The following is a 20329-nucleotide window of genomic DNA, read 5'->3' as shown; positions in this document are numbered from 1 at the left end:
GTGCCGGAAGCATGTCGCGAGAGTACCGATCTAGGCCTCGACGCCGCAAATCGACGCGCGAGCTCACGCCGGAAGCAGGGCGCTCACGGCACGTGAGCGCGCGCGGCGCACCCCGATGACCGTGCCAGCGAAGGCGACCGCAGCCCACAGCAGAAGTCCGACTGCAGCCCCGAGCACTTCGTGTAGCGACCCGCCCACCAGAGCGTCGGCGCCCTGCAGGGCAACGCTCAACGGCAGGATCGAGAACGGCGTGGCAGCCAGCGAACCCTCGGTAACCGGTTGAAGGGTGCCTGCGGCCACCAGCTGGAGACCCAGTGCGAGCACCGACACGATGAGACCTGCTCGACCGAACAGGGCGGTGAGTGCCTGGTGGAACAGCGTGAACGACACCGCGGCGGCAAGGGTCAGCCCGTAGGCGACGGCGATCCGATCGGGGACGACACCGAGGACGGCAACCCCCAGCCACACGAGCACCGACTGCACAACGGCGATTCCCATCGCAACCAGTGCAGCGTCAGCGGCGATGTGCGCGGACGTTGCCGGGGCCACGAGCGACGCCCGCGCAAAGGGAGAAACGACGAGGAAGGTGGCGAGCGCCCCCAGCCACAGCGACACCGGCGCCAGCGCTGCCACCGCCGCGGCCAGAGCGGAATCCGGGCCACCGATGCTGGTGGTGGTGACGCCGATCGGCGAGGCGACGGTTGCCGCGATGCTCTGCTGCTGGGCACTCGAATAACTCGGGATGCTGGATGCCGCCTCACCCAGGCCGCTCGCGAGTTCACCAGCGGCGCCGGCCGCGGTATCGAGCCCGCTGGCAAGGTCTGCAGCGCCGGCCGCGAGATCAGACGCACCGGACACCGCCTCCTGCTGAGCCGCCGCGAGTTGGGTGAGCGCTGACGCCGCCGGCCCCGCGAGGTCGGCCACGGCGTCGGCGCCGACGGCGAGTTCGGCGGCATCCACGGCGTCGCCGGCAAGAGCGCCGGCCTGATTCTGAAGGTCCGATGCAATCGCGGCGGCCCCACTGCGGAGGGCCAGGATGTCATCGAGCAGGTCGCCGGCTGGCACGGTCGGGTCCGCGGAGATCACCGCAGCGAGGGCGTCGAGATCGGCGACGCCGAGATCCTGCGCGAGCGAGAGCGCCTCGGCGTCGATCGCAGCGCCGGCCAGCGACCCCGCGAGAGCCGCGGCATCCGACCCGGCTGCGGCGCTCAGCGCACCCAGGTCGCGGACCCCTGTCGGGAGGGCGCGAAGCACCGTTCCAATCCCCTCGAGCCCCGCGACCAGCTCCCGCTGCCCCTCTGCGAGCACTGCCGCTCCCCCCGCGGCGTCCCCGATGCCGCTCGCGAGTTCGCTCGCGCCGTCGGCTGCCTGCCCGATTCCGGTGTGCAACTCAGTGAAGGCCGCCAGCGTGCCTGACACATACCCCGACGTGAGCTGAGCTTCCACTCCGCGCGGAAGGCCCGCTGCCAGAGCTTCGGCCAGCACGCCCGAGAGATACCCGTGACGAGTGCTGGTCTGCACTGTCAGCGAAGCCTGCGTCGGCGCATCAGTGCCGAGGGTTGCGACGTCCTGGGAGAAGTCGGCCGGGATCGTCACCACCGCGAGATAGGTGCCCTGCGCGAGCCCCTGGTCGGCTGTCGCGGTGTCCGTCAGGGTCCACGCGATCCCGTCGTCGGCTGTCAGAAGGTTCTCGGTGACGAGCTTGCCCGCGGCGACGGGCGTGCCCCCGTCCTCGATCGGAACATCAAGATTCACGATCGCCACGGGAACCTGTTCCTGGGTCTGACGCGGCAGCAGCGTCAGCATGACCAGCAGCGGTATCAGGATCGCGAAGACCGCGAGCGCGATCGCCCTGCCCCGACCGCCACCGGTCAACAGCCCCGACAGCCCGGTCATACGACCACCTCGTCGCTTACGTCTTGCCGGCTGCGACCTTCAGGTGACCGGTCTGCAAGGAGGACCCTCACGACGCGGCCGTGAGGGGTCAGGGCAAGTGCATCTTCGGCCACGGGATCACTGACAGCGACAACGAGCGTCGTCGAGGCCGACGCGGTGCGCAGGATGCGGTCAAGCAGCGCCGATTGATCTCGCCTGCGCTGCAGATCGAGGACCGTCACCTCGGGCGTCGATGCGAGCGCGGCAGCGGCATCGAGGGTCCACCGCTGGTGCTCGTCAAGACGCGACATCGGCACATCGACCTCGTCGAGAACGTTCGGCCCGCCCGTCAGTTCCCCCCAGAGCTCGATCGCGCGGCGCACCCGATCACGGTGATCACCACCGCTGCCGTTCAGGCGTACCTGTCGCCGCACATGTTCGACGAGAGTGCTCGCGTCAGTGGGCGTAGGAAGCGCCGGAACCAGGACCGAGACCCGAGAGAGCGGCTCTCTCTCGAACGGGATGAGCCGACCGCCGACGGCAAGGTCGCCACCGATGCCGGGAATCCGGCCCGAGAGACCTGCGCAGACGGCTGCGGCTTCGGGGCCGTGGACCACAAGGACGCCGGACTCCGGCAGATCGACGGTGAGCGGCGCCGAGTCACCGAACGTCGCCTCGTGCGCATGGATGCCGCGCCCTCGCGTCTCCCGATCGGCCTCGCGCCAGGTTCGCTGATCGAGCATGCGGCGCACTGCCTCACCCTCAATGTCAGCATCCGGCAATGCCCGTACCGCCCAGCGCGGCAACCACCACGCGCGCGCACCGAGCAGTGCCATGAGGGCGGGGATCAGGGTCATCCGCACCACGAACGCATCAATGAGCACCCCCACCGCGAGCGCGAGAGCGATCGGCTGGATGATCGCGTTTCCCCCGGGGACGAACGAGAAGAAGACGGAGAACATGATGAGCGCGGCGGCAGTGATGACCCGCGCGGAGGCGGAGAAGCCCTGGAGTACCGCGGCGTGCGCGTCGCCGGTGTCGACGAACCGCTCGCGCATCCGTGAGACGAGGAACACGTGATAGTCCATCGCGAGTCCGAACAGCACAGCCATGACGAGGATCGGCATGAAGCTGATCACCGGGCCGACCTTGCCGACCCCCAGAAGGGATGCACCCCAGCCCCATTCGAAGACCACGGTGGCGATCCCGAGCCCCGCCCCCACTGTCAGGAGGTAGCCGAAGGTCGCGGTGATCGGCACGGCGATGGAGCGGAACATGATCGTCAGCAGCACCAGGCTCAGCCCCACGACCACGATCGCGAACGGCAGCATCGCCGCGCCCAGGCGATCGGAGATGTCGATGGCGAGGGCAGTCTGTCCGGTGATCTCGTAGGTGAAGCCGTTCGCCTCCTCGAACGCCGCGGCGCGATCGCGCAGGGTCTGCACGAGCTGAGCGGTCTGATCGGATGACGGGGAGCTGTCGGGAGTGATCGTCACGACAGCCATGTCGAGGGCTTCGTTCGGGAACGCCTGCGAGACCGCGGTGATCCCGGGCACGCCCTGGAATGCATCCTGGAGCGCGGTGAGAGCCTGCTCGATCTGGAGCGTGCGAGAGATGTCGGCGGTGACCAGCAGCGGGCCGTTGAAGCCGGGTCCGAAACCCTCGTCGAGCAGATCGTAGGCGACGCGCGCCTCGGATCCGGGCGGATCGTATCCGGCATCGGGCAGCGTCAGACGAAGTCCGGATGCCGGGATCGCGATCACCGCGAGCACCGCGGTGACACCGAGCGCGGTCAGCAGCGGCTGACGAGTGACGATCTTCACCCAGCGCGCTGTGTGTCCCGGCTCCGCGCCGCGGCGAGCGGCCCGACGAACGGCCCGACCCCGTGGGATGAGTCGGCGGCCGAGGAGCGAGAGGATCGCCGGAAGCAGAGTGACAGCCACCAACAGCGCCGTGAGCACCGCGCCAGCAGCTCCCAGCCCCATGACGGTGAGGAACGGGATCCCGGCCACCCCGAGGCCTACCAGGGCGATCATGACCGTCATCCCCGCGAAGACGACAGCCGTGCCCGCCGTTGCTATGGCCACCGCTACCGACTCGGCCGGATCCATCCCCTCCCGGAGGTTGTCGCGGTGCCGGGATGTGATCAGCAGGGCGTAGTCGATACCGACAGCAAGGCCCAGCATCGTCGCGAGGACCGGAGCCGTCGAGGAGACCGGCACGAGGGCACCGACGATCGTGATGGCACTCGCTGCGAGTCCGACACCGAGCGCGGCCGTGACCAGGGGAATCCCCGCGGCAAGGAGGGAACCGAACGTGATGGCCAGGACGATGTAGGCGATGCCCATCCCGGCAAGCTCCGTCCAGTCGACCCCCGACGATGAACTCGCGGCCAGTCCCGACACGGCAACGGTCAGTCCGGCATCCGACAGCGGCGCGGTGGCCTGCCCGACTGAGGCCACGAGCGAGTCGGGAATGTCGGTGGCGGCCACCGAGAGCTGAATGGCGATGAAGGCCATGTCACCGTTCGCGGAGATCTGCGAGGACGCCCCATCGGATGCCGCCGTCGAGCCGCTCTCGGCCATCGGGTACGGGCACGTGACAGCAACGACATCATCGAGGGCGGCGATGTTCTCGCAAGCGGTGGAGATCAGCTCCTCGCTCGTGGAGATCTGGTCCCCCGACGGCGCGGCGGCAACGACCTTGGCGCTGGCGCCACTGATCTGCGGGAAGCGCTGCTCCAGGGCGTCCAGCGCCGACTGCGCCTGGGTGCCCGGCACGGTGAAGCTCGACTGCAGGTGGTTGCCGAGAACACCGGCCAGCGCCGAAGCACCGACGACCACGGCGATCCAGATGACGATGACCGTCCACCGACGACGGGCCGCGAATCGGCCCACGCGGTAGAGGAACGACGACATCGGCGCGGCTCCTATCGGGTCGTGTGGTCGCGGCGAGGGGCCGGCCTCTGCGCCCGGACCCTTCGCCAGCGTAGCGGGCGGTCCCCGTTAGTGCAGGAACCGGCGCCGCGATCACGACGACCGATGTGTCTTACTCCCGGATGCGCGCCCCGAACCGCTCGGCAGCAGCAGCGACACCTGCCAGTTTCGCCTCGGTGGCCTCCGCCGCCGTCAGAGTACGGTCGGGGGCCCGGAAGCGCAGCGCGTAGGTCAGACTCTTCGTGCCCGGATCAACACCCGGCCCGCGGTAGTCGTCAACCAGACGCACTGCCTCGAGCAGGTCACCGGCGCCCGAGACGAGCGCCGCCTCGACCTCGGCCGCGGGAACCGCCTCCGACACGACGAGCGAGACATCCTGCGTCGCAGCCGGGAACCCAGACAGGGACGCCGCGACAACCCGCTCCCCCGCGAGAGAGATCATGAGATCCAGGTCCAGCTCGGCAACGATGACGCGGCCGGGCAGGTCGGCGTCTGCTGCCACGGCGGGCAGGAGCTCGCCGACATAGCCGACGGTGACATCACCGACACGAACATCGCCCGCGCGCCCCGGATGCAGCGCAGCGCGCCGCGTCTGGACGATCGTCACGTCGACGCCCGCCGCCGAAGCGACGGTGCGAACGGCGTCGATGACATCGGCGAGGTCTGCAGCCTCGGCGCCCTGACCGGGCTGCTTGGCCACCCGCGCTCCGGTCAGCAGCACCGCGACATGGCGCGGCTGCGACGGAATCGACGCGTCAAGTCCTGCGAGCGTGGCGGCATCCGGGCGAACGCCGAGCGGCGGCACGAACGGCGTCCCGTACTCGACGCCCGCAGCGGGGAGGAACACGACACCGGTCTCGAACAGGGCGAGATCGACCAGTCCGCGCGACACGTTGCGGTGCGCGACCTGCAGCAGGCCCGGCACGAGCGAACGGCGCAGGAAGGGCAACTGGCCGTCCAGCGGGTTCGCGAGCTTGATGCTCGGAAGATGGCCCCCGTCGGCGCTGCCGTGAAGGTCATTGCTCTCGACGGTGGCGAACGGGAACGACGGCGTCTCGACGTAGCCGGCGGCTGCCAGCGCGTTCGAGACGCGTCGGCGCGCGCGCTGGGCCGAGGTGAGCCCGCGCCCCGACGGCGGAGTGGGCAGCACGGAGGGCACCTGATCGAGCCCATGGATGCGAGCCACCTCTTCGGCAAGGGTCCACCGGTCGGTGAGGTCGGGACGCCACGACGGCGGGAAGACCAGCCAGGGCGCGGCCGCGTCGGTGCCGGCATCCTGGATGTCGCAACCGATCAGTCGGAGGGCCTCGACGACCTGGTCGGCCGTGTAGTCGACGCCGATCAGACCAGAGACGAAGCCTTGCGGCAGCTCGATCGCCGCCTGTTCGTGACCAGAGCGCAGCGCGCCCCCGAACGACGTGTCAAGCGTCCCGCCAGCCAGCTCCACCATCAGGTCTGCTACCCGACGAGCGGCCGCGAAGGCAATAGCGGGGTCCACGCCTCGTTCGAAGCGGCGCGAGGCTTCCGACGACAGCTTGTGTCGGCGCGCCGTCCGCGCGATCGACACCGGGTCGAACCGGGCTGCCTCGACGAGCACGGTGCGCGTCGCGGGCCCCATCTCTGTCGTGGCCCCGCCCATCACTCCGGCAAGTCCGATCGGACCGGACTCGTCGGTGATCAGGAGGTCCTCGGCGTCGAGCGCGCGCACCTGCCCATCGAGGGTCTCGAGCTTCTCACCAGCGCGAGCGCGTCGCACGGTGATCCCGCCCCGCAGGGTGTCGTAGTCGTACCCGTGGATGGGGTTCCCGAGCTCGAGCATCACATAGTTGGTGATGTCGATGAGGATGCCGAGGGGCCGGATGCCGGCGAGGGTCAGCCGCGTGATCATCCACGGTGGTGTGGGCTTGGAAGCGTCCACATCACGCACGAGACGCACAACGAATTCGGAGGCTCCGACCTGACCACGAATGGGGTTGGGGTCATCGACGGTGATCGGGAAGCCCTCGCCGGGATCCACGTCCTCCCAGGGCCGGTCCGCAGGGTCGCGGAACGCCGCCCCCGTGGCGTGCGAGTATTCGCGCGCCACACCCCGGATCGAGAGCGCGTAGCCGCGGTCGGGGGTCACGTTGATCTCGACTGCCTCATCGTCAAGCCCCAGCAGCGCGATGGCATCCGAGCCCACGGGAGCGTCGATGCCGAGTTCGACCAGACGCAGGATCCCCGAATGGTCCTGACCGAGCCCCAGCTCCTTGGCCGACGCGATCATGCCGTCCGAGACATGTCCGTAGGTCTTGCGCGCGGCGATCGGGAAGGGTCCCGGCAGCACCGCTCCGGGCAGCGTCACGACCACCTTGTCGCCGGCGAAGAAATTGCTCGCGCCGCACACTATGCCGCGGACGGCTGGCGCGTCATCCGTGCCCTCTCCGTCTGCAACGCGCACCTGGCACCACCGGATCGTCTTGCCGTTGGACTGCGGCTCCTCGACGAACTCGAGAACCTCGCCCACCACGATCGGACCCGACAGATCGAAGCGGTGAACGTCCTCTTCTTCGAAGCCGACCGACACTAGTGCTGCGAGGACATCCTCGGGAGTTGCCTCGGCGGGCACCTCGACGAACTCACGCAGCCACGACAGCGGAACGCGCATCACACCACCATCCCGAACTGCTCACTGAAGCGCACATCACCCTCGGCCATGTCGCGCATGTCCTTCACGTCGCTGCGGAACATCAGGGTGCGCTCGATCCCCATCCCGAACGCGAACCCGGAGTACTCTTCGGGATCGATTCCGGCAGCTCGGAGGACGTTCGGGTTGACCATGCCGCAGCCGCCCCACTCGATCCACCGCGCACCGCCCTTGAAGGTGGGGTGCCACAGGTCGAGCTCCGCGCTCGGCTCCGTGAACGGGAAGTAGTTGGTGCGCAGACGCGTCTTGGCCTCGGGCCCGAACAGGACGCGCGCGAAGTGGTCGAGCGTGCCCTTCAGGTGCGCCATCGTGATGCCTTTGTCGATGACGAGCCCCTCGACCTGCGAGAAGACGGGCAGGTGCGTCGCGTCGAACTCGTCGGTGCGATACACGCGTCCGGGGCACACGACGTAGACCGGAAGCTCACGATCGAGCATCGAGCGCACCTGCACGGGGCTCGTGTGCGTGCGCATGACGAGATGCCGATCGATCGGGTCGACGAAGAAGGTGTCCTGCATCTGGCGGGCAGGGTGATCGACGTCGAAGTTGAGGGCGTCGAAGTTGAACCACTCGTGCTCGAGCTCAGGCCCCTCCGCAACCTCCCAGCCCATGCCGACGAAGACATCCGAGATCTCCTCCTGCAGCAGGGTGAGCGGATGCCGGGCACCGACCCGCGCGCGCGAAGGCAACGCCGTGATGTCGATCGCTTCGGCATCCAGGCGGGCCGCCAGCTCAGCGGCTTCGAGTTCCGTCTCACGCGCCGCGAGGGCCTGGGCGACGCGCCCACGGGACTGCCCGATGAGCTTGCCGAACTCAGCCTTGCGCTCGGGGGCGACATCGCGCAGCAGCGCGTTCAGCTTCGCGAGCGGCGACCCGTCCCCCATGTGGGTCGCGCGGGCGACCTTCAGCGCGGCGCTGTCGTCGGCATCCGTGAAGGCCGACAGGGCGGCGAGGACGGCGGCCTCGACCGTCTCGGGGCTGATCTCTGGAGGTACGGATCCGGGGGCGTCAGACACGAGAGTCGAGTCTACCGACGACCGGTCGCGGCCGCCGTCCGCCGCCGTCGGGACGCTACCTGTCGGGCTCCTCGGCGGCGGCGAGGCGGGCGGCATCGGCATCGGCCAACCGGATCGCCGACGTCGGATCGGCGGTTCCCCCCGCGGGCGGGCCCGCGGGTCCCCCCTTTCGGTACCCCGAGGCCGTGCGACGCGAGAGCCAGCGAGCGAACCAGGACAGCGAGAGATTGATCGTGAGATAGATGGCCAGGGTGACGGCGAAGAGCGAGAAGAGGTAGCGGTTTCCGAAGTAGCTGCTGAGGTTGTACATCGTGGCGCGGATCGTCTCGTTGTACCCGACGATGTACCCCAATGACGTGTCCTTGAGCAGCACGACGAGCTGAGCGACGATGATCGGGAGCATCTGCCGGAACGCCTGCGGGAACTCCACGAGGATCTTCGACTGGACGTGGCGCATCCCGATGCTCAGCGCCGCCTCCCGCTGCCCTCGCGGCTGCGCCGCCAGCCCGGCTCGGAGCGCCTCGCCGATGAGCGTGCCGTTGTAGACGATCAGAGCGATCACGACAGCCCAGAAGGCCCCGGTCGAGGCGACGAGCAGGATGAAGAGCATCATCAGCAGCACCGGCATGCCGCGGAAGAACTCCAGCAGCCAGGCGGTCGGGATGCGCAGCCAGGCGTGCGTGGAACTGCGAACGAGAGAGAACACGATCCCGAGAAGGACCGCGCCGACGGCGGCGACGGCCGCCGCGCGCAGCGTGTTGAGCACGCCTGCGCCGATGAACTCCCAGACCTCGGGGTCGACGAAGATGTCCCAGCGGCTGGCGTCGAACATCCCAGGGAGGGTGATCCCGCCCGAATCCCGCGGCGCGGCGAGCAGGACGAACAGCCACACGGCGAGCCCGAGCAGCGCGAGAGCAGCCACGACCGATGCCAAGAGCGAGATGCGGCGGGCTCGCGGCCCCGGGGCGTCGAAGAGGACGCTCGATCCGCTCATCGACTCACCACCCAGCGCTTCTCGAGCTGCCCGGCCGCGAATCCGAGCGGAACGGTGATCACCAGGTAGAGGGCCGCGGCGACGAGCAGGATCGGGATGACGAGGTTGCCGTTGTTGTTCGCCAGCTGCCGGGTCGTCGCGAAGAGCTCGACGACGAAGAACCCGCCCGCGACCGAGGTGTTCTTCGTCAGCGCGATGAACACGTTGATGAGGGGCGGAACTGTCATGCGGAACGCCTGCGGGAGCACCACGAGCGAGACCGTCTGGCGGAAGCCGAGCCCGATGCTGCGCGCGGCCTCGGCCTGGCCGACCGGCACCCCGTTGACCCCCGAGCGCAAGGCCTCCGCCACGAACGGTGAGGTGTAGTAGGTCAGCGCGACGAAGGCGAGCAGCAGGAACGGCGCACGCACCCCGAGCATCGGCAACACGAACGCCGTGAAGAAGAAGACGAGCGTCAGCGGCGTGTTGCGCGCGATCTCGGTCCAGAAGGCGGCGAACCCGCGCAGCACCGGTACCGGCGATATACGCATCGCGGCGATCGCGGTTCCGAGGACCAGTGCGAGCACGCCGGACACGGCAAGCAACAGCAGGGTGACGCGGAAACCCTCCCAGAATTCCGGCATCAACGACCAGAGCTGCTCCATCCCTCCTCCTGTCTCCCGGAGGAAGGGGCGCCCCGCGGGGCACCCCTTCCCGCTATCAGTAGCGATCGGGCGCGGGTGGCTCGACGAACGGCAGCACGGCGCCGGCGGTGTCGTTCCACGCCTGCTCGTAGCGGCCGTCGGCGTAGGACGCCTCGAGCACGTCGTTGATCCACATCCGGAACTCGGTGTCATCGAGCGCGAGACCGATGCCGTACGGCTCCTCGGTGAACGGCTCGCCGACGACCTTGAACTCGCCCTCGTTCTGCGCGGCGAGCCCGGCGAGGATCACGTTGTCGGTCGACACGGCGACGACCTGACCGTTGCGCAACGGCTCCAGGCAGTTCGAGTACGTGTCGGTGAGCACCGGCTCGGCGCCGATCTCCTCGAGCATCGCCGCCGGCGTCGACCCAGTCACCGAGCACACCGGCTGACCGACGAGGTCGTCCTCGCTCGTGATGTCCTCGTTGTCGGCGAGCACCAGGATCGACTGCCCCGCCTGGTAGTACGGACCGGCGAAGGAGACGACCTCCTTGCGTTCGTCGTTGATCGTGTACGTCGCGACGACGATGTCGACCTGCCCGTTCTCGATGAACGGCTCACGATTGGCCGAGACCGTCTCGACCCACTCGATGTCGTCTTCGGCGATCCCCAGCTCGGACGCGATGATCTTGCCGATCTCCACGTCGAAGCCCTCCGGCTCGCCGCTCGGGCCGAGCAGGCCGAACAGCGGCTGGTCGAACTTCGTGCCGATCGTGATCGTGCCGGCCTCGGCCAGCGCCGCCATCGTCGTGCCCGCTTCGAAGGTCATCTCCTCGGTGGTCTCACCGGTCGATTCCCCGCCGGTGGTGTCTGCGCTGCCGCAGGCCGTCAGCGCCAGGGCGCCGGCGGCTGCCAGCGCGATGAGAGGGAGTCTCACTCGCTTCATGTCTCGTCCTTTGCTGTGCGCGGCCGCCGGAGCGACCTCTTCTCGATTCCCGCCCGCGACGCGGATCGGGCCTTCAGTGCTCGAGGATCTTGGACAGGAAGTCCCTCGCCCTCTCGCTCTGGGGGTTCGTGAAGAACTGCTCGGGCGCGGCTTCTTCGACGATTGCTCCATCGGCCATGAACAGCACGCGATCGGCCGCCTTGCGGGCGAATCCCATCTCGTGCGTGACGACGATCATCGTCATTCCCTCGTGTGCGAGTCCCACCATGACGTCCAGGACCTCGTTGATCATCTCCGGGTCGAGCGCGCTTGTCGGCTCGTCGAGGAGAATGAGCTTCGGTGTCATCGCGAGCGAGCGTGCGATCGCGACGCGCTGCTGCTGACCCCCGGAGAGCTGACTGGGCATCTTCGCCGCCTGGTCGCCCACGCCGACGCGGTCGAGCAGCGCCATGGCCTTCGTCTCGGCGTCCTTCTTCTTCATGCCGCGGACCCGGATCGGCCCGAGCGTGACGTTCTCGAGGACGCTCTTGTGCGCGAAGAGGTTGAAGGACTGGAACACCATTCCGACGTCGGCACGCAGTGTCGCCAACGCGCGACCCTCCTCGGGCAGCGGGACGCCGTCGATGGAGATCGTCCCGGAGTCGATGGTCTCGAGGCGGTTCACGGCGCGGCACAGCGTCGACTTGCCCGATCCGGAGGGTCCGATCACGACGACGACCTCTCCCCGGTTGACGACGGTGCTGATGTCGCGCAGCACATGCAGGTCGCCGAAGTGCTTGTCGACGTGGTCGATGACCACGAGAGGCTCACCGCGTCGCACGGTGATGTTCGCCGTGCGGGCCGCCGACGGGGCGTCGGATGTCGTCATGGGCCGACGATAGTCGGGCCATCGGGGGTCGAGCCAGGACGAGCGAACGACTTTAATCGAGCTGTAACCGGGTCTGTACGGGCGGGAAATCAGCCGGACCGCTGCGCGAACGCTGTCTCGTAGAGACACACGCTCGCGGCGGTGGCGAGGTTGAGCGACTCGGCCCTGCCGTAGATCGGCAGCCGAAGCGCCAGATCGGCATGCGAGAGCGCGTCCTCCTCGAGCCCGCGCGCCTCGTTGCCGAAGAGCCACGCCGTCGGCTCGGCGAGCAGCGGCCGTGAGACGAGGAAGTCGGTGCCGTCCACGTCCGCGGCGACGACGCGCACCCCGGCGGCGTGAGCTTTGTCGACCGCGTCAGCCAGATCGATGCCGACCGCGATCGGGAGGTGGAAGAGCGAGCCCGTCGTCGAGCGGACGACCTTGGGATTATAGGGATCGACGGATTTTCCCGTGAGAACCACGGCATCGGCGCCCGCTGCATCGGCCGCGCGGATGATCGTGCCGAGGTTCCCCGGATCGCGAACCTGCTCGCAGATCGCGACAAGACGAGGTGCGGCGTCGAAGACGGCCTCGAGCGACGAAGGCGTCTGACGGGCGACGGCCACGATCCCCTGCGGAGTGACCGTGTCGGCCATGGCGTCCAGAACCGCGTCCGCCGCGAGCTCGGGAACCAGCGCGACCGCCCGTGCCGCGTCCCGGATATCGGGATGCCGATCGAGAGCGGTCGGGGTCGCGTACAGCTCGACGACCGCCTCGGGCCGGTAGGTGAGCGCTTCGCGCACCGACTGCGGGCCCTCGAGGAGGAAGAGCCCCGTCTCCTGGCGCGCGCTGCGCTTGGAGAGCTTCGCGACGGCGCGCACGCGCGGCGATCGCGGATTCTCCAGCACGGGCCCAGTTTAGGGGCAGCACGTGACCGGATCCCGACCGTCCCCGTCGGCGACGAACGCGAGAGGGGGCGCCTCCCCGAAGGAAGACGCCCCCTCTCGTCGGGACGGACGGCTCAGGCCGACTTCGGTGCGTTGACGTCGCTCGGCAGAGCCTTCTTGGCGGTGTCGACGAGCGAAGCGAACACCTTCGGCTCGTTGACGGCCAGCTCGGCCAGCATCCGTCGGTCGACCTGGACACCCGCCAGGTTCAAGCCCTGGATGAAACGGTTGTAGGTGAGACCGTTCTGGCGGCTCGCCGCGTTGATGCGCTGGATCCACAGGCGACGGAAGTCGCCCTTGCGCTTGCGGCGGTCGCGGTACGCGTAGACGAGCGAGTGGGTGACCTGCTCCTTCGCCTTGCGGTACAGGCGCGAGCGCTGTCCGCGGTAGCCGGATGCGCGCTCGAGGATGACGCGACGCTTCTTGTGGGCGTTGACAGCCCGCTTGACTCTAGCCATTTCGTTTCGTTCCTGTTCGTACCGGGGCGCTCAGATGCCGAGGAGCTTCTTGGCGACCTTCGCGTCACCGGGGCGAGCATCTTGTCTGCCGACAGACGGCGCGTGCGCTTGGTGGGCTTGCCCTCGAAGTTGTGGCGGAGGTTCGCCTGCTGCTTCTTAATCTTCCCGGTTCCGGTGACCTTGAAGCGCTTCTTGGCACCCGAGTGGGTCTTCTGCTTCGGCATCTTGTTTTCCTTCGTTGTGGTTCCCGCCGGGCGGGAGTCTGGGGGCCTACTCGGCGGGAGCGGCCGTGGGCTCGGGGGCTTCACCGCGGGCGGACTGACGTGCAGCCTCCTTGGTGGCAGCGCGCTGGGCGTTCTGCTCGGCCTTCGCCTCGGACTTGTTCTTGTGCGGTGCGATCACCATCGTCATGTTGCGGCCGTCGATCGTGGGGTTCGATTCGACGGTTCCGAACTCGGCGACGTCCTCTGCGAACCGGCGCAGCAGGCGCACACCCTGCTCGGGACGCGACTGCTCGCGACCACGGAACAGGATCATTGCCTTGACCTTGTCGCCGGCCTTCAGGAACGACTCCGCGTGCTTGCGCTTGGTTTCGTAGTCGTGCGGCTCGATCTTCAGGCGGAACCGGACTTCCTTCAGGACCGTGTTGGCCTGATTGCGTCGCGCTTCCTTCGCCTTCTGCGCAGCCTCGTACTTGAACTTGCCGTAATCCATGATCTTGACCACGGGCGGCTTCGAGTTCGGAGCGACCTCGACGAGATCGAGATCGGCCTCCTGAGCCAGACGCTGCGCGACTTCGACGCGAACGACACCGACCTGTTCGCCGCCGGGACCGACCAAACGGACCTCGGGCACGCGAATGCGGTCGTTGATACGGGGATCGCTGATGCGGAACTCCTCTTCGTGCGGGTGTAAGGCACCACGACACGGGGTGCGTCGCGGGTGAGATCAGAACACTCCACCCGCTCGACGCATGGCATCGGCTTCGTGCACCCTGCCACTCGACTGTTCTTCGAGTGCGACCTCCCCCGACAACCAGGTTGCCAGCAGAAGCGGAGTGCGTGGACCCGGTAGCCTTGAGCGGCAAGCGCGGGTGGGATGTGATCCTCTTTCGTGTCCGGGGCATGACGCTCCGGAGCCCGCATGAGTCTAGCAGAAAGCACCACGTGTCGACGATTCCCGGTATCCCCGACTCCGCAGCATCCGACAGCGAATCGGCAGACCGCCGAGACCGCGAGCGCGAGCAGCGCTGGGAAGAGGATGCCGAGGCCGCCGCTGCCGCGTCCCGAGACATCGCCGACGTTCCCGCGGTCGAGGTCATCACGACCACCGCCGTGCACCTCATGAGCGCCGCCGCCGTCAAGGTCGGGCTCGCCGACGACCCCGACCGGCAGAAAGACCTCGATGAGGCTCGCAAACTCATCAACGCCCTCGCCGGTCTGATCACGGCAGGTGCCCCGGAGATCAGCGACATGCACGCTCGCTCACTGCGCGATGGCCTGCGCTCACTGCAGCTCGCGTTCCGCGAGGCATCCGTCATTCACGATCCGATCGGCAAGGGGCCGGGCGAGAAGTGGACCGGTCCGGTCACCTGACCAGAGCCGACGCGCACTCCGGATGCGCCGCGCCAGGGCGCGAGTCCTCAGGCCTGTGAGCGCCGGATCTTCACGGCCAGGGAGTCCACGAGGACCGCGATGCGGTCATCCGTCGACCAGCGCTTCGCGAGCCGCTGCAGCACGGCATCGAGCTCCTCGCGGTCCAGGCCCGGCATGATGTCCAGCTGGACCTGCACCTCGGGCCCTCTCCCCCGCGCCTGCGGATCAGCGGGGGCCAGCGACAGATCGAGAACGGCAAGCTCCGCGCCGATGCTCTCCTGGAATCCGGCGAAGACCTCGGGTGAAGAGTGGGCAGGCTCCCACGCCTGCCCCTGCGCGATAGCCCACACGGCGGGACGACGGATGACGAACTCGGTCTCGGATCCGGGATCGAGCACGATCAAGTCTGTGCCGTCGTCGACGGCTGCCGCGGCGGTGCGCACGCCGTCGGCCGGAACGGGACGCGCCGCGGTGTCCCACACGCTCATCGCCGCGACCGACGAGAACACCGGCAGCACACGCCTGCCGTCGGGCGCGGCAACGGTGACGATCGACAGCTCCTGCGTCTTGTCGACGGTCAACCCGTGAGCGCCGACCCCCTCGTCGCCCTTCTCGGCGATGAGGGGGATCAACAGGCGCGCCGACCGGTACGCGTCGATCACCGCACCGACGGGAGCCTGACCCGCCCGGAATCGCTCGATCGCGCTGACGAGCTCGGGATCTGCCGATCCATCGTCACCGGAGAACGGGTTCGCCTCGAAGCTGCGACCTTCCCAGGGAAACCCGGCGGAGTCTGCAGTGTGTCGTGGTGCGTCAGCAGCGGAACCGCCGGTGCACCGATCGTCAGCCTCCGGCGACATCCAGCGCCTCGGCCAAGGTGAAGGCACCTGAGTACAGCGCCTTCCCGACGATGGCTCCCTCGACACCGAGCGGAACGAGTTCGCGCAGCGCGGCGATGTCATCCAGGGTCGCCACCCCGCCCGACGCGATCACCGGCTTGGGGGTGCGTGTGGTGACCTCACGAAGCAGGTCGAGATTCGGGCCGCGCAGCGTCCCGTCCTTGGTGACGTCGGTGACGACGTAGCGACTGCATCCGGCATCCTCGAGACGATCGAGCACCGCCCACAGGTCGCCGCCCTCCTGCGTCCAGCCGCGGGCGGCGAGGGTCGTTCCCCGAACGTCCAGTCCGACGGCAACCAGCTCGCCGTACCGCCCGATCACGTCGGCCGCCCACTCCGGGTTCTCGAGTGCGGCGGTGCCGAGGTTGACGCGCTCGGCGCCGTACTCGATCGCAAGCTCGAGGCTGCGGTCATCCCGGATGCCGCCCGATACCTCGACGTGCACGCCCTTGACCTGCTTAATGACCTTGCGAATGACGCCGACGTTGCTGCCGCGGCCGAAGGCGGCATCCAGGTCGACCAGGTGGATCCACTGCGCGCCCTGCCGAGCCCAGTCGACGGCGGCCTCCACCGGGTCGCCGTAGCTCGTCTCCGACCCCGCGGCACCCTGCGTGAGGCGCACCGCCTTGCCATCGGCGACATCGACGGCGGGCAGCAGGATCAATTCGGGCGTTGACGCGAAGTCGTTCATGGTTCCTCGGGCGGGTTCACGGAGCCCGCGGCACGCCGATGACTCTCGGAGGCAGGCACGAGTTCAGAGGGTAGCCGCGGGAAGGCTCGCGATCCAATTCGCCAGCAACCGGATGCCCGCCTCGCCCGATTTCTCGGGATGGAACTGCGTCGCCGCCAGCGGACCGTTCTCCACGGCTGCCACGAACGGGACGCCGTGCGTGGCCCACGTGACGACCGCGCTCGGGAAGGGCTCCTGCGACGGGAGGGTCCAGTGCTGCGCCGCGTAGGAGTGGACGAAGTAGAACCGTTCCGACTCGATCCCGCGGAACAGCGTCGAGCCTGAGCCGGCCTCGACGGTGTTCCACCCCATGTGCGGCAGGACGGGAGCGTCGAGCTCGGTCACCGCGCCGGGCCACTGTCCGAGTCCGAGACTGTCGGCTCCGCGCTCGACACCGTGCTCGAACATCACCTGCATACCGACGCAGATCCCGAGCACGGGTCGTCCGCCCGCCAAGCGTCGCTCGATGAGCTGATCCGCCCGGGATTCGCGCAGCGCATCCACGACGGAGCGGAAGGCGCCGACGCCCGGAACGACCAGACCGTCCGCAGCCATGATCAGGTCGCGGTCATCGGTCAGGCGGGCGTCAGCCCCCGCCAGGGCCAGCGCCTTGACCGCAGAGTGAACATTGCCGGATCCGTAGTCCAGAACGGCGACCGTCGGCCGCGCGGTCGTTGTCGACGCCGAGGTCACAGCGCACCCTTCGTGCTCGGGATACCGCGCACGAGGGGATCGAGTGCCTTGGCCTGGCGGAAAGCGCGCGCGAAGGCCTTGTACTCGGCCTCGGCGATGTGGTGCGGATCACGGCCAGCCAGAACCCGGAGGTGGACGGTGAGGCCGGCGTGGTAGCTGATCGCCTCGAAGGTGTGCCGCACGAGCGACCCCGTGAAGTGACCGGCGATCAGGTGAAGCGCGAACCCGTCGGGCTCGCCGTCGTGCACGAGGTAAGGACGTCCACTGATGTCCACGACAGCTTGGGCCAAGGCATCGTCCAGCGGAACGAGCGCGTCGCCGTAACGCGAGATGCCCGACTTGTCGCCGAGGGCTTCACGGATGGCGTCACCGAGCACGATCGCGACATCCTCGACGGTGTGGTGAGCGTCGATCTCCACGTCACCTTCGGCACGCACCGTGAGGTCGGTCAGGGAGTGCTTCGCGAACGCCGTGAGCATGTGATCGTAGAACGGGACGCCGGTGTCGATCGTGCTGGCGCCGGTGCCATCGAGGTCAAGGCTCAACTCGACGCGCGACTCGCTCGTGGCTCGCGTGACCGATGCGGTGCGGCTGCTGCTCATGCGCGAGAGTCTATCGACGCGAGTGCTTCCAGAAACGCGGTGGTCTCCTCGGCGGTGCCGGCCGACACCCGCAGGCTGCGCGGGATGCCGATGTCACGAACGAGGATGCCGCGATCATAAAGCTGTTGCCACGTGCGTCCGGGGTCTTCTACCCCGCTGAACAGCACGAAGTTGGTCCACGACTCGTAGGCGCGGTAGCCGAGAGCTTCGACTGTCGCCGAGATGCGATCGCGCTGCATCACGATCTCATCCACCATCTGGAGCATCACCGGGGCGTGGGCAAGCGCAGCGAGCGCCGCCGCCTGCGTGAGCGAACTGAGGTGGTAAGGCAACCGCACCAACCGCAAGGCATCGATCACGGCGGGATCGGCAGCGAGGTAGCCAACGCGGGCTCCGGCGAAGGCGAACGCCTTGCTCATGGTGCGCGAAACGAGGAGGCGTTCGCGGCCCGGCAGCAACGACAGCGCGGATGGCGCCGTTCGAGGCGCGAACTCGAAGTACGCCTCATCGACGATCACGATCCCGCGCGTCGCCTCGTAGGCGGCCTCGATCACCTCGAGGCTCATCGGCGTCCCTGTCGGATTATTGGGGGCGCACAGGAACACGATGTCGGGATCGGCGGCAGCGATCTGGTCGACCGCCGATACGGCATCCACCGTGTAGTCGGCACCTCGGCTTCCGGAGACCCACTCGGCCCCGGTCGCTCGCGTCAGCAAGGGGTACATCGAATAGGTGGGAGCGAACCCGAAGGCGCGACGCCCCGGCCCGCCGAACGCCTGGAGAACGTGCTGAAGCACCTCGTTCGATCCGTTCGCCGCCCAGATCTGGTCGGCGACGAGGCCATGGCGAAGGTACTCGGCGAATCCCTCACGCAGTTCCCGGAACTCGCGGTCCGGGTAGCGGTTGATCTCGCCGAGGGCGCGTCCGATCGCATCCAGGATGTCGTCGGCTACCTCCCGCGGCACCGGGTGAGTGTTCTCGTTGACATTCAGGGCGACAGGAAGTGGCGCCTGCGGTGCGCCGTACGGGGTGAGACCCCGTAGGTCATCGCGGAGCGGAAGATCATCGAGGCGAATCGTCACCCGTCCCATCGTACGGTGCCTGATGAGGCCGCACTCGGTTCTTCAGCAGGATTCACTCGCTGTAGGCGAGGGGGATAGCGAGCTGCTGCCCCGCGCTCACAACGCTTCCCGTCAGACCGTTCAGGCGGGAGATCTCGGCCACGACGTCGCGGGGGTCGGCATCCGGTGCGATCTCTTGCGCGATGGACCACAGGGAGTCCCCCGCCGAAACGGTGACCGTCTCGAACGTCCCCGCCGGCGCCGAGGAATCAAGGGAGGCGAGGGCGGCACCGCCACCCCAGATGACGCCGAGGATGACGATGACCGCCGGCAGCGCAGCAAGCGCCGTGAGGACGGCTCGACCACGAGCAGTCAGTCGAAGCCGTTTCGCGGCGGGTCGGGCCGCAGCGATCGTCGTGGGTGCGGTGCCGAGAGCAATCGTCGTCATGTCATCCTCCGTCATCTCGAGGAGAGATTCGCATCCACCGCCCGGCCAGGAGTGGCGGATGCGAAGCTCTCTTCCGAAGTTATCTTCGAGTATTCTGGCTGTCAAGTCGGATTCCTCCCGGGGATGTTTCGAACACGACACGCGGGCCGGGTATCCCCGAAAGGGTATTGAGGCGGTTACGGTTTCGATGAAGACAGGTCATCACCAACCTCCGACATTCGAAGACGAGTGCGGGCAGATGCGAGCAGCGACAGGAGCGGGGCAATGAACGAGGAGCCGGTACGGGAACGCGCTAGTACGCGGCGGCGGCGCAGCCTCAGCGAGAAACAGCTCGCGATTCTTGAGGTGATCCAGCGCTCGATCGCCCGAAACGGCTACCCGCCGAGCATGCGTGAGATCGGCGATGCCGTCGGGCTCAAGAGCCTCTCGAGCGTCACGCATCAGCTCAACCAGCTGGAACTGAGCGGATACCTTCGCCGCGATGCCGGCAAGACGCGCGCAATGGAGGTGCTCATCGACCTACCGGGCATGGCCGCTGAAAACCCCGCAGACACCGCGCCGTCTGTCGGCGACGCAGCGATGGTGCCGCTCGTCGGGCGCATTGCCGCTGGCGTGCCGATCACCGCTGATCAGCAGATCGAAGAGATCTTCCCGCTTCCCCGACAGCTCGTCGGCAAAGGTGAGCTTTTCATGTTGCGGGTCAGCGGCGAATCGATGATCGACGCTGCGATCTGTGACGGTGACTGGGTGGTCGTACGCTCCCAGGCGACCGCCGAGAACGGCGACATCGTCGCCGCGATGCTCGACGGTGAAGCGACGGTCAAGGCATTTCGCCAGCGGGATGGACACACCTGGCTTCTCCCCCGCAATTCAGCCTTCGAACCCATCCTCGGCGACGAAGCGACGGTCCTCGGCAAGGTCGTGGCGGTCCTTCGCGCGGTCTGAGCCGCACCGATCGCCATATTCGGGTGAG

The 20329-nt window shown here is 68.0% G+C and carries 19 protein-coding genes and 1 pseudogene; 2 read left to right on the top strand and 18 right to left on the bottom strand.

Annotated elements, in window-relative coordinates; all coding sequences use genetic code 11:
- Positions 1-63: 63 nt before the first annotated feature.
- From MICSW_RS05340 to infC, 12 genes and pseudogenes are all read right to left on the bottom strand, one after another.
- Positions 64-1896, bottom strand: a complete 1833-nt coding sequence (locus MICSW_RS05340) for a YhgE/Pip family protein (RefSeq protein WP_464497329.1) — start codon at positions 1894-1896, stop codon at positions 64-66.
- A complete protein-coding gene (locus tag MICSW_RS05335) occupies positions 1893-4793 on the bottom strand; it encodes an MMPL family transporter (protein ID WP_464497326.1) in 2901 nt (966 codons plus the stop codon). Before MICSW_RS05335 ends, MICSW_RS05340 begins: the two co-directional genes overlap by 4 nt.
- Before the next feature lie 130 nt (positions 4794-4923).
- Positions 4924-7458: a phenylalanine--tRNA ligase subunit beta gene (gene pheT / locus MICSW_RS05330; protein ID WP_464497322.1), complete on the bottom strand. Its 2535-nt coding sequence runs from the start codon at positions 7456-7458 to the stop codon at positions 4924-4926.
- A complete protein-coding gene (pheS, locus tag MICSW_RS05325) occupies positions 7458-8513 on the bottom strand; it encodes a phenylalanine--tRNA ligase subunit alpha (protein WP_464497319.1) in 1056 nt (351 codons plus the stop codon). Before pheS ends, pheT begins: the two co-directional genes overlap by 1 nt.
- Before the next feature lie 55 nt (positions 8514-8568).
- Positions 8569-9507: an amino acid ABC transporter permease gene (locus MICSW_RS05320; protein ID WP_464497316.1), complete on the bottom strand. Its 939-nt coding sequence runs from the start codon at positions 9505-9507 to the stop codon at positions 8569-8571.
- The gene (locus tag MICSW_RS05315; RefSeq protein WP_347424931.1) at positions 9504-10151 is read right to left on the bottom strand and encodes an amino acid ABC transporter permease; all 648 of its coding nucleotides are present in this window, start codon (positions 10149-10151) and stop codon (positions 9504-9506) included. Before MICSW_RS05315 ends, MICSW_RS05320 begins: the two co-directional genes overlap by 4 nt.
- Positions 10152-10206: 55 nt before the next feature.
- Positions 10207-11076, bottom strand: a complete 870-nt coding sequence (locus MICSW_RS05310) for a glutamate ABC transporter substrate-binding protein (protein WP_347424930.1) — start codon at positions 11074-11076, stop codon at positions 10207-10209.
- A gap of 73 nt (positions 11077-11149) precedes the next feature.
- Positions 11150-11944 (bottom strand): amino acid ABC transporter ATP-binding protein, encoded by a 795-nt coding sequence (locus tag MICSW_RS05305; RefSeq protein ID WP_347424929.1) that lies wholly within the window; start codon positions 11942-11944, stop codon positions 11150-11152.
- Between the two features lie 89 nt (positions 11945-12033).
- Positions 12034-12831 carry a TrmH family RNA methyltransferase gene (locus MICSW_RS05300; RefSeq protein WP_347424928.1) on the bottom strand — a complete coding sequence of 266 codons (798 nt, stop codon included), beginning with the start codon at positions 12829-12831 and terminating at the stop codon, positions 12034-12036.
- 113 nt (positions 12832-12944) lie between these two features.
- Positions 12945-13328, bottom strand: coding sequence for a 50S ribosomal protein L20 (gene rplT / locus MICSW_RS05295; RefSeq protein ID WP_228177768.1), 384 nt, complete (start codon positions 13326-13328; stop codon positions 12945-12947).
- 30 nt (positions 13329-13358) lie between these two features.
- Positions 13359-13552, bottom strand: a pseudogene (rpmI, locus tag MICSW_RS05290) (50S ribosomal protein L35).
- A 46-nt stretch (positions 13553-13598) separates the two neighbouring features.
- The gene (gene infC / locus MICSW_RS05285) at positions 13599-14216 is read right to left on the bottom strand and encodes a translation initiation factor IF-3 (RefSeq protein ID WP_464498245.1); all 618 of its coding nucleotides are present in this window, start codon (positions 14214-14216) and stop codon (positions 13599-13601) included.
- 278 nt (positions 14217-14494) lie between these two features.
- Here infC and MICSW_RS05280 point away from each other — a divergent pair, with 278 nt between their 5' ends.
- A complete protein-coding gene (locus MICSW_RS05280) occupies positions 14495-14923 on the top strand; it encodes a DUF1844 domain-containing protein (RefSeq protein ID WP_464497304.1) in 429 nt (142 codons plus the stop codon).
- A gap of 47 nt (positions 14924-14970) precedes the next feature.
- Here the strand turns inward: MICSW_RS05280 and MICSW_RS05275 are convergent, their stop codons facing one another.
- The 6 genes from MICSW_RS05275 to MICSW_RS05250 form a co-directional block, all read right to left on the bottom strand.
- Positions 14971-15783 (bottom strand): SseB family protein, encoded by an 813-nt coding sequence (locus tag MICSW_RS05275; protein WP_347424927.1) that lies wholly within the window; start codon positions 15781-15783, stop codon positions 14971-14973.
- Positions 15767-16513, bottom strand: a complete 747-nt coding sequence (gene priA / locus MICSW_RS05270) for a bifunctional 1-(5-phosphoribosyl)-5-((5-phosphoribosylamino)methylideneamino)imidazole-4-carboxamide isomerase/phosphoribosylanthranilate isomerase PriA (protein ID WP_195693440.1) — start codon at positions 16511-16513, stop codon at positions 15767-15769. Before priA ends, MICSW_RS05275 begins: the two co-directional genes overlap by 17 nt.
- Before the next feature lie 63 nt (positions 16514-16576).
- Positions 16577-17245, bottom strand: coding sequence for an imidazole glycerol phosphate synthase subunit HisH (gene hisH, locus MICSW_RS05265; protein ID WP_464497299.1), 669 nt, complete (start codon positions 17243-17245; stop codon positions 16577-16579).
- Positions 17242-17847, bottom strand: coding sequence for an imidazoleglycerol-phosphate dehydratase HisB (gene hisB / locus MICSW_RS05260; protein WP_228177763.1), 606 nt, complete (start codon positions 17845-17847; stop codon positions 17242-17244). The genes hisH and hisB overlap by 4 nt, the downstream gene beginning before the upstream one ends.
- A complete protein-coding gene (locus MICSW_RS05255; RefSeq protein WP_228177762.1) occupies positions 17844-18938 on the bottom strand; it encodes a histidinol-phosphate transaminase in 1095 nt (364 codons plus the stop codon). Before MICSW_RS05255 ends, hisB begins: the two co-directional genes overlap by 4 nt.
- 43 nt (positions 18939-18981) lie before the next feature.
- Positions 18982-19356, bottom strand: coding sequence for a LysM peptidoglycan-binding domain-containing protein (locus MICSW_RS05250; protein ID WP_228177761.1), 375 nt, complete (start codon positions 19354-19356; stop codon positions 18982-18984).
- Between the two features lie 264 nt (positions 19357-19620).
- Here MICSW_RS05250 and lexA point away from each other — a divergent pair, with 264 nt between their 5' ends.
- Positions 19621-20301 carry a transcriptional repressor LexA gene (lexA, locus tag MICSW_RS05245; protein WP_228177760.1) on the top strand — a complete coding sequence of 227 codons (681 nt, stop codon included), beginning with the start codon at positions 19621-19623 and terminating at the stop codon, positions 20299-20301.
- Positions 20302-20329 lie beyond the last annotated feature (28 nt).

Source organism: Microbacterium sp. SW12 (genome assembly GCF_055391095.1).
Note: the sequence above shows the minus strand (reverse complement) of the source record. Positions and strands in the feature narration are given on the sequence as shown.

Excerpts from the sequence above, each read along its gene's own strand:
- MICSW_RS05250 (WP_228177761.1), bottom strand. The coding sequence starts at position 19,356 with ATGACGACGATTGCTCTCGGCACCGCACCCACGACGATCGCTGCGGCC.
- MICSW_RS05305 (WP_347424929.1), bottom strand. The coding sequence starts at position 11,944 with ATGACGACATCCGACGCCCCGTCGGCGGCCCGCACGGCGAACATCACC.
- MICSW_RS05310 (WP_347424930.1), bottom strand. The coding sequence starts at position 11,076 with ATGAAGCGAGTGAGACTCCCTCTCATCGCGCTGGCAGCCGCCGGCGCC.
- MICSW_RS05340 (WP_464497329.1), bottom strand. The coding sequence starts at position 1,896 with ATGACCGGGCTGTCGGGGCTGTTGACCGGTGGCGGTCGGGGCAGGGCG.
- MICSW_RS05335 (WP_464497326.1), bottom strand. The coding sequence starts at position 4,793 with ATGTCGTCGTTCCTCTACCGCGTGGGCCGATTCGCGGCCCGTCGTCGG.
- MICSW_RS05275 (WP_347424927.1), bottom strand. The coding sequence starts at position 15,783 with ATGTCGCCGGAGGCTGACGATCGGTGCACCGGCGGTTCCGCTGCTGAC.
- MICSW_RS05255 (WP_228177762.1), bottom strand. The coding sequence starts at position 18,938 with ATGGGACGGGTGACGATTCGCCTCGATGATCTTCCGCTCCGCGATGAC.
- MICSW_RS05320 (WP_464497316.1), bottom strand. The coding sequence starts at position 9,507 with ATGAGCGGATCGAGCGTCCTCTTCGACGCCCCGGGGCCGCGAGCCCGC.
- hisB (WP_228177763.1), bottom strand. The coding sequence starts at position 17,847 with ATGAGCAGCAGCCGCACCGCATCGGTCACGCGAGCCACGAGCGAGTCG.
- pheT (WP_464497322.1), bottom strand. The coding sequence starts at position 7,458 with ATGCGCGTTCCGCTGTCGTGGCTGCGTGAGTTCGTCGAGGTGCCCGCC.
- priA (WP_195693440.1), bottom strand. The coding sequence starts at position 16,513 with ATGAACGACTTCGCGTCAACGCCCGAATTGATCCTGCTGCCCGCCGTC.
- lexA (WP_228177760.1), top strand. The coding sequence starts at position 19,621 with ATGAACGAGGAGCCGGTACGGGAACGCGCTAGTACGCGGCGGCGGCGC.
- rplT (WP_228177768.1), bottom strand. The coding sequence starts at position 13,328 with ATGGCTAGAGTCAAGCGGGCTGTCAACGCCCACAAGAAGCGTCGCGTC.
- MICSW_RS05315 (WP_347424931.1), bottom strand. The coding sequence starts at position 10,151 with ATGGAGCAGCTCTGGTCGTTGATGCCGGAATTCTGGGAGGGTTTCCGC.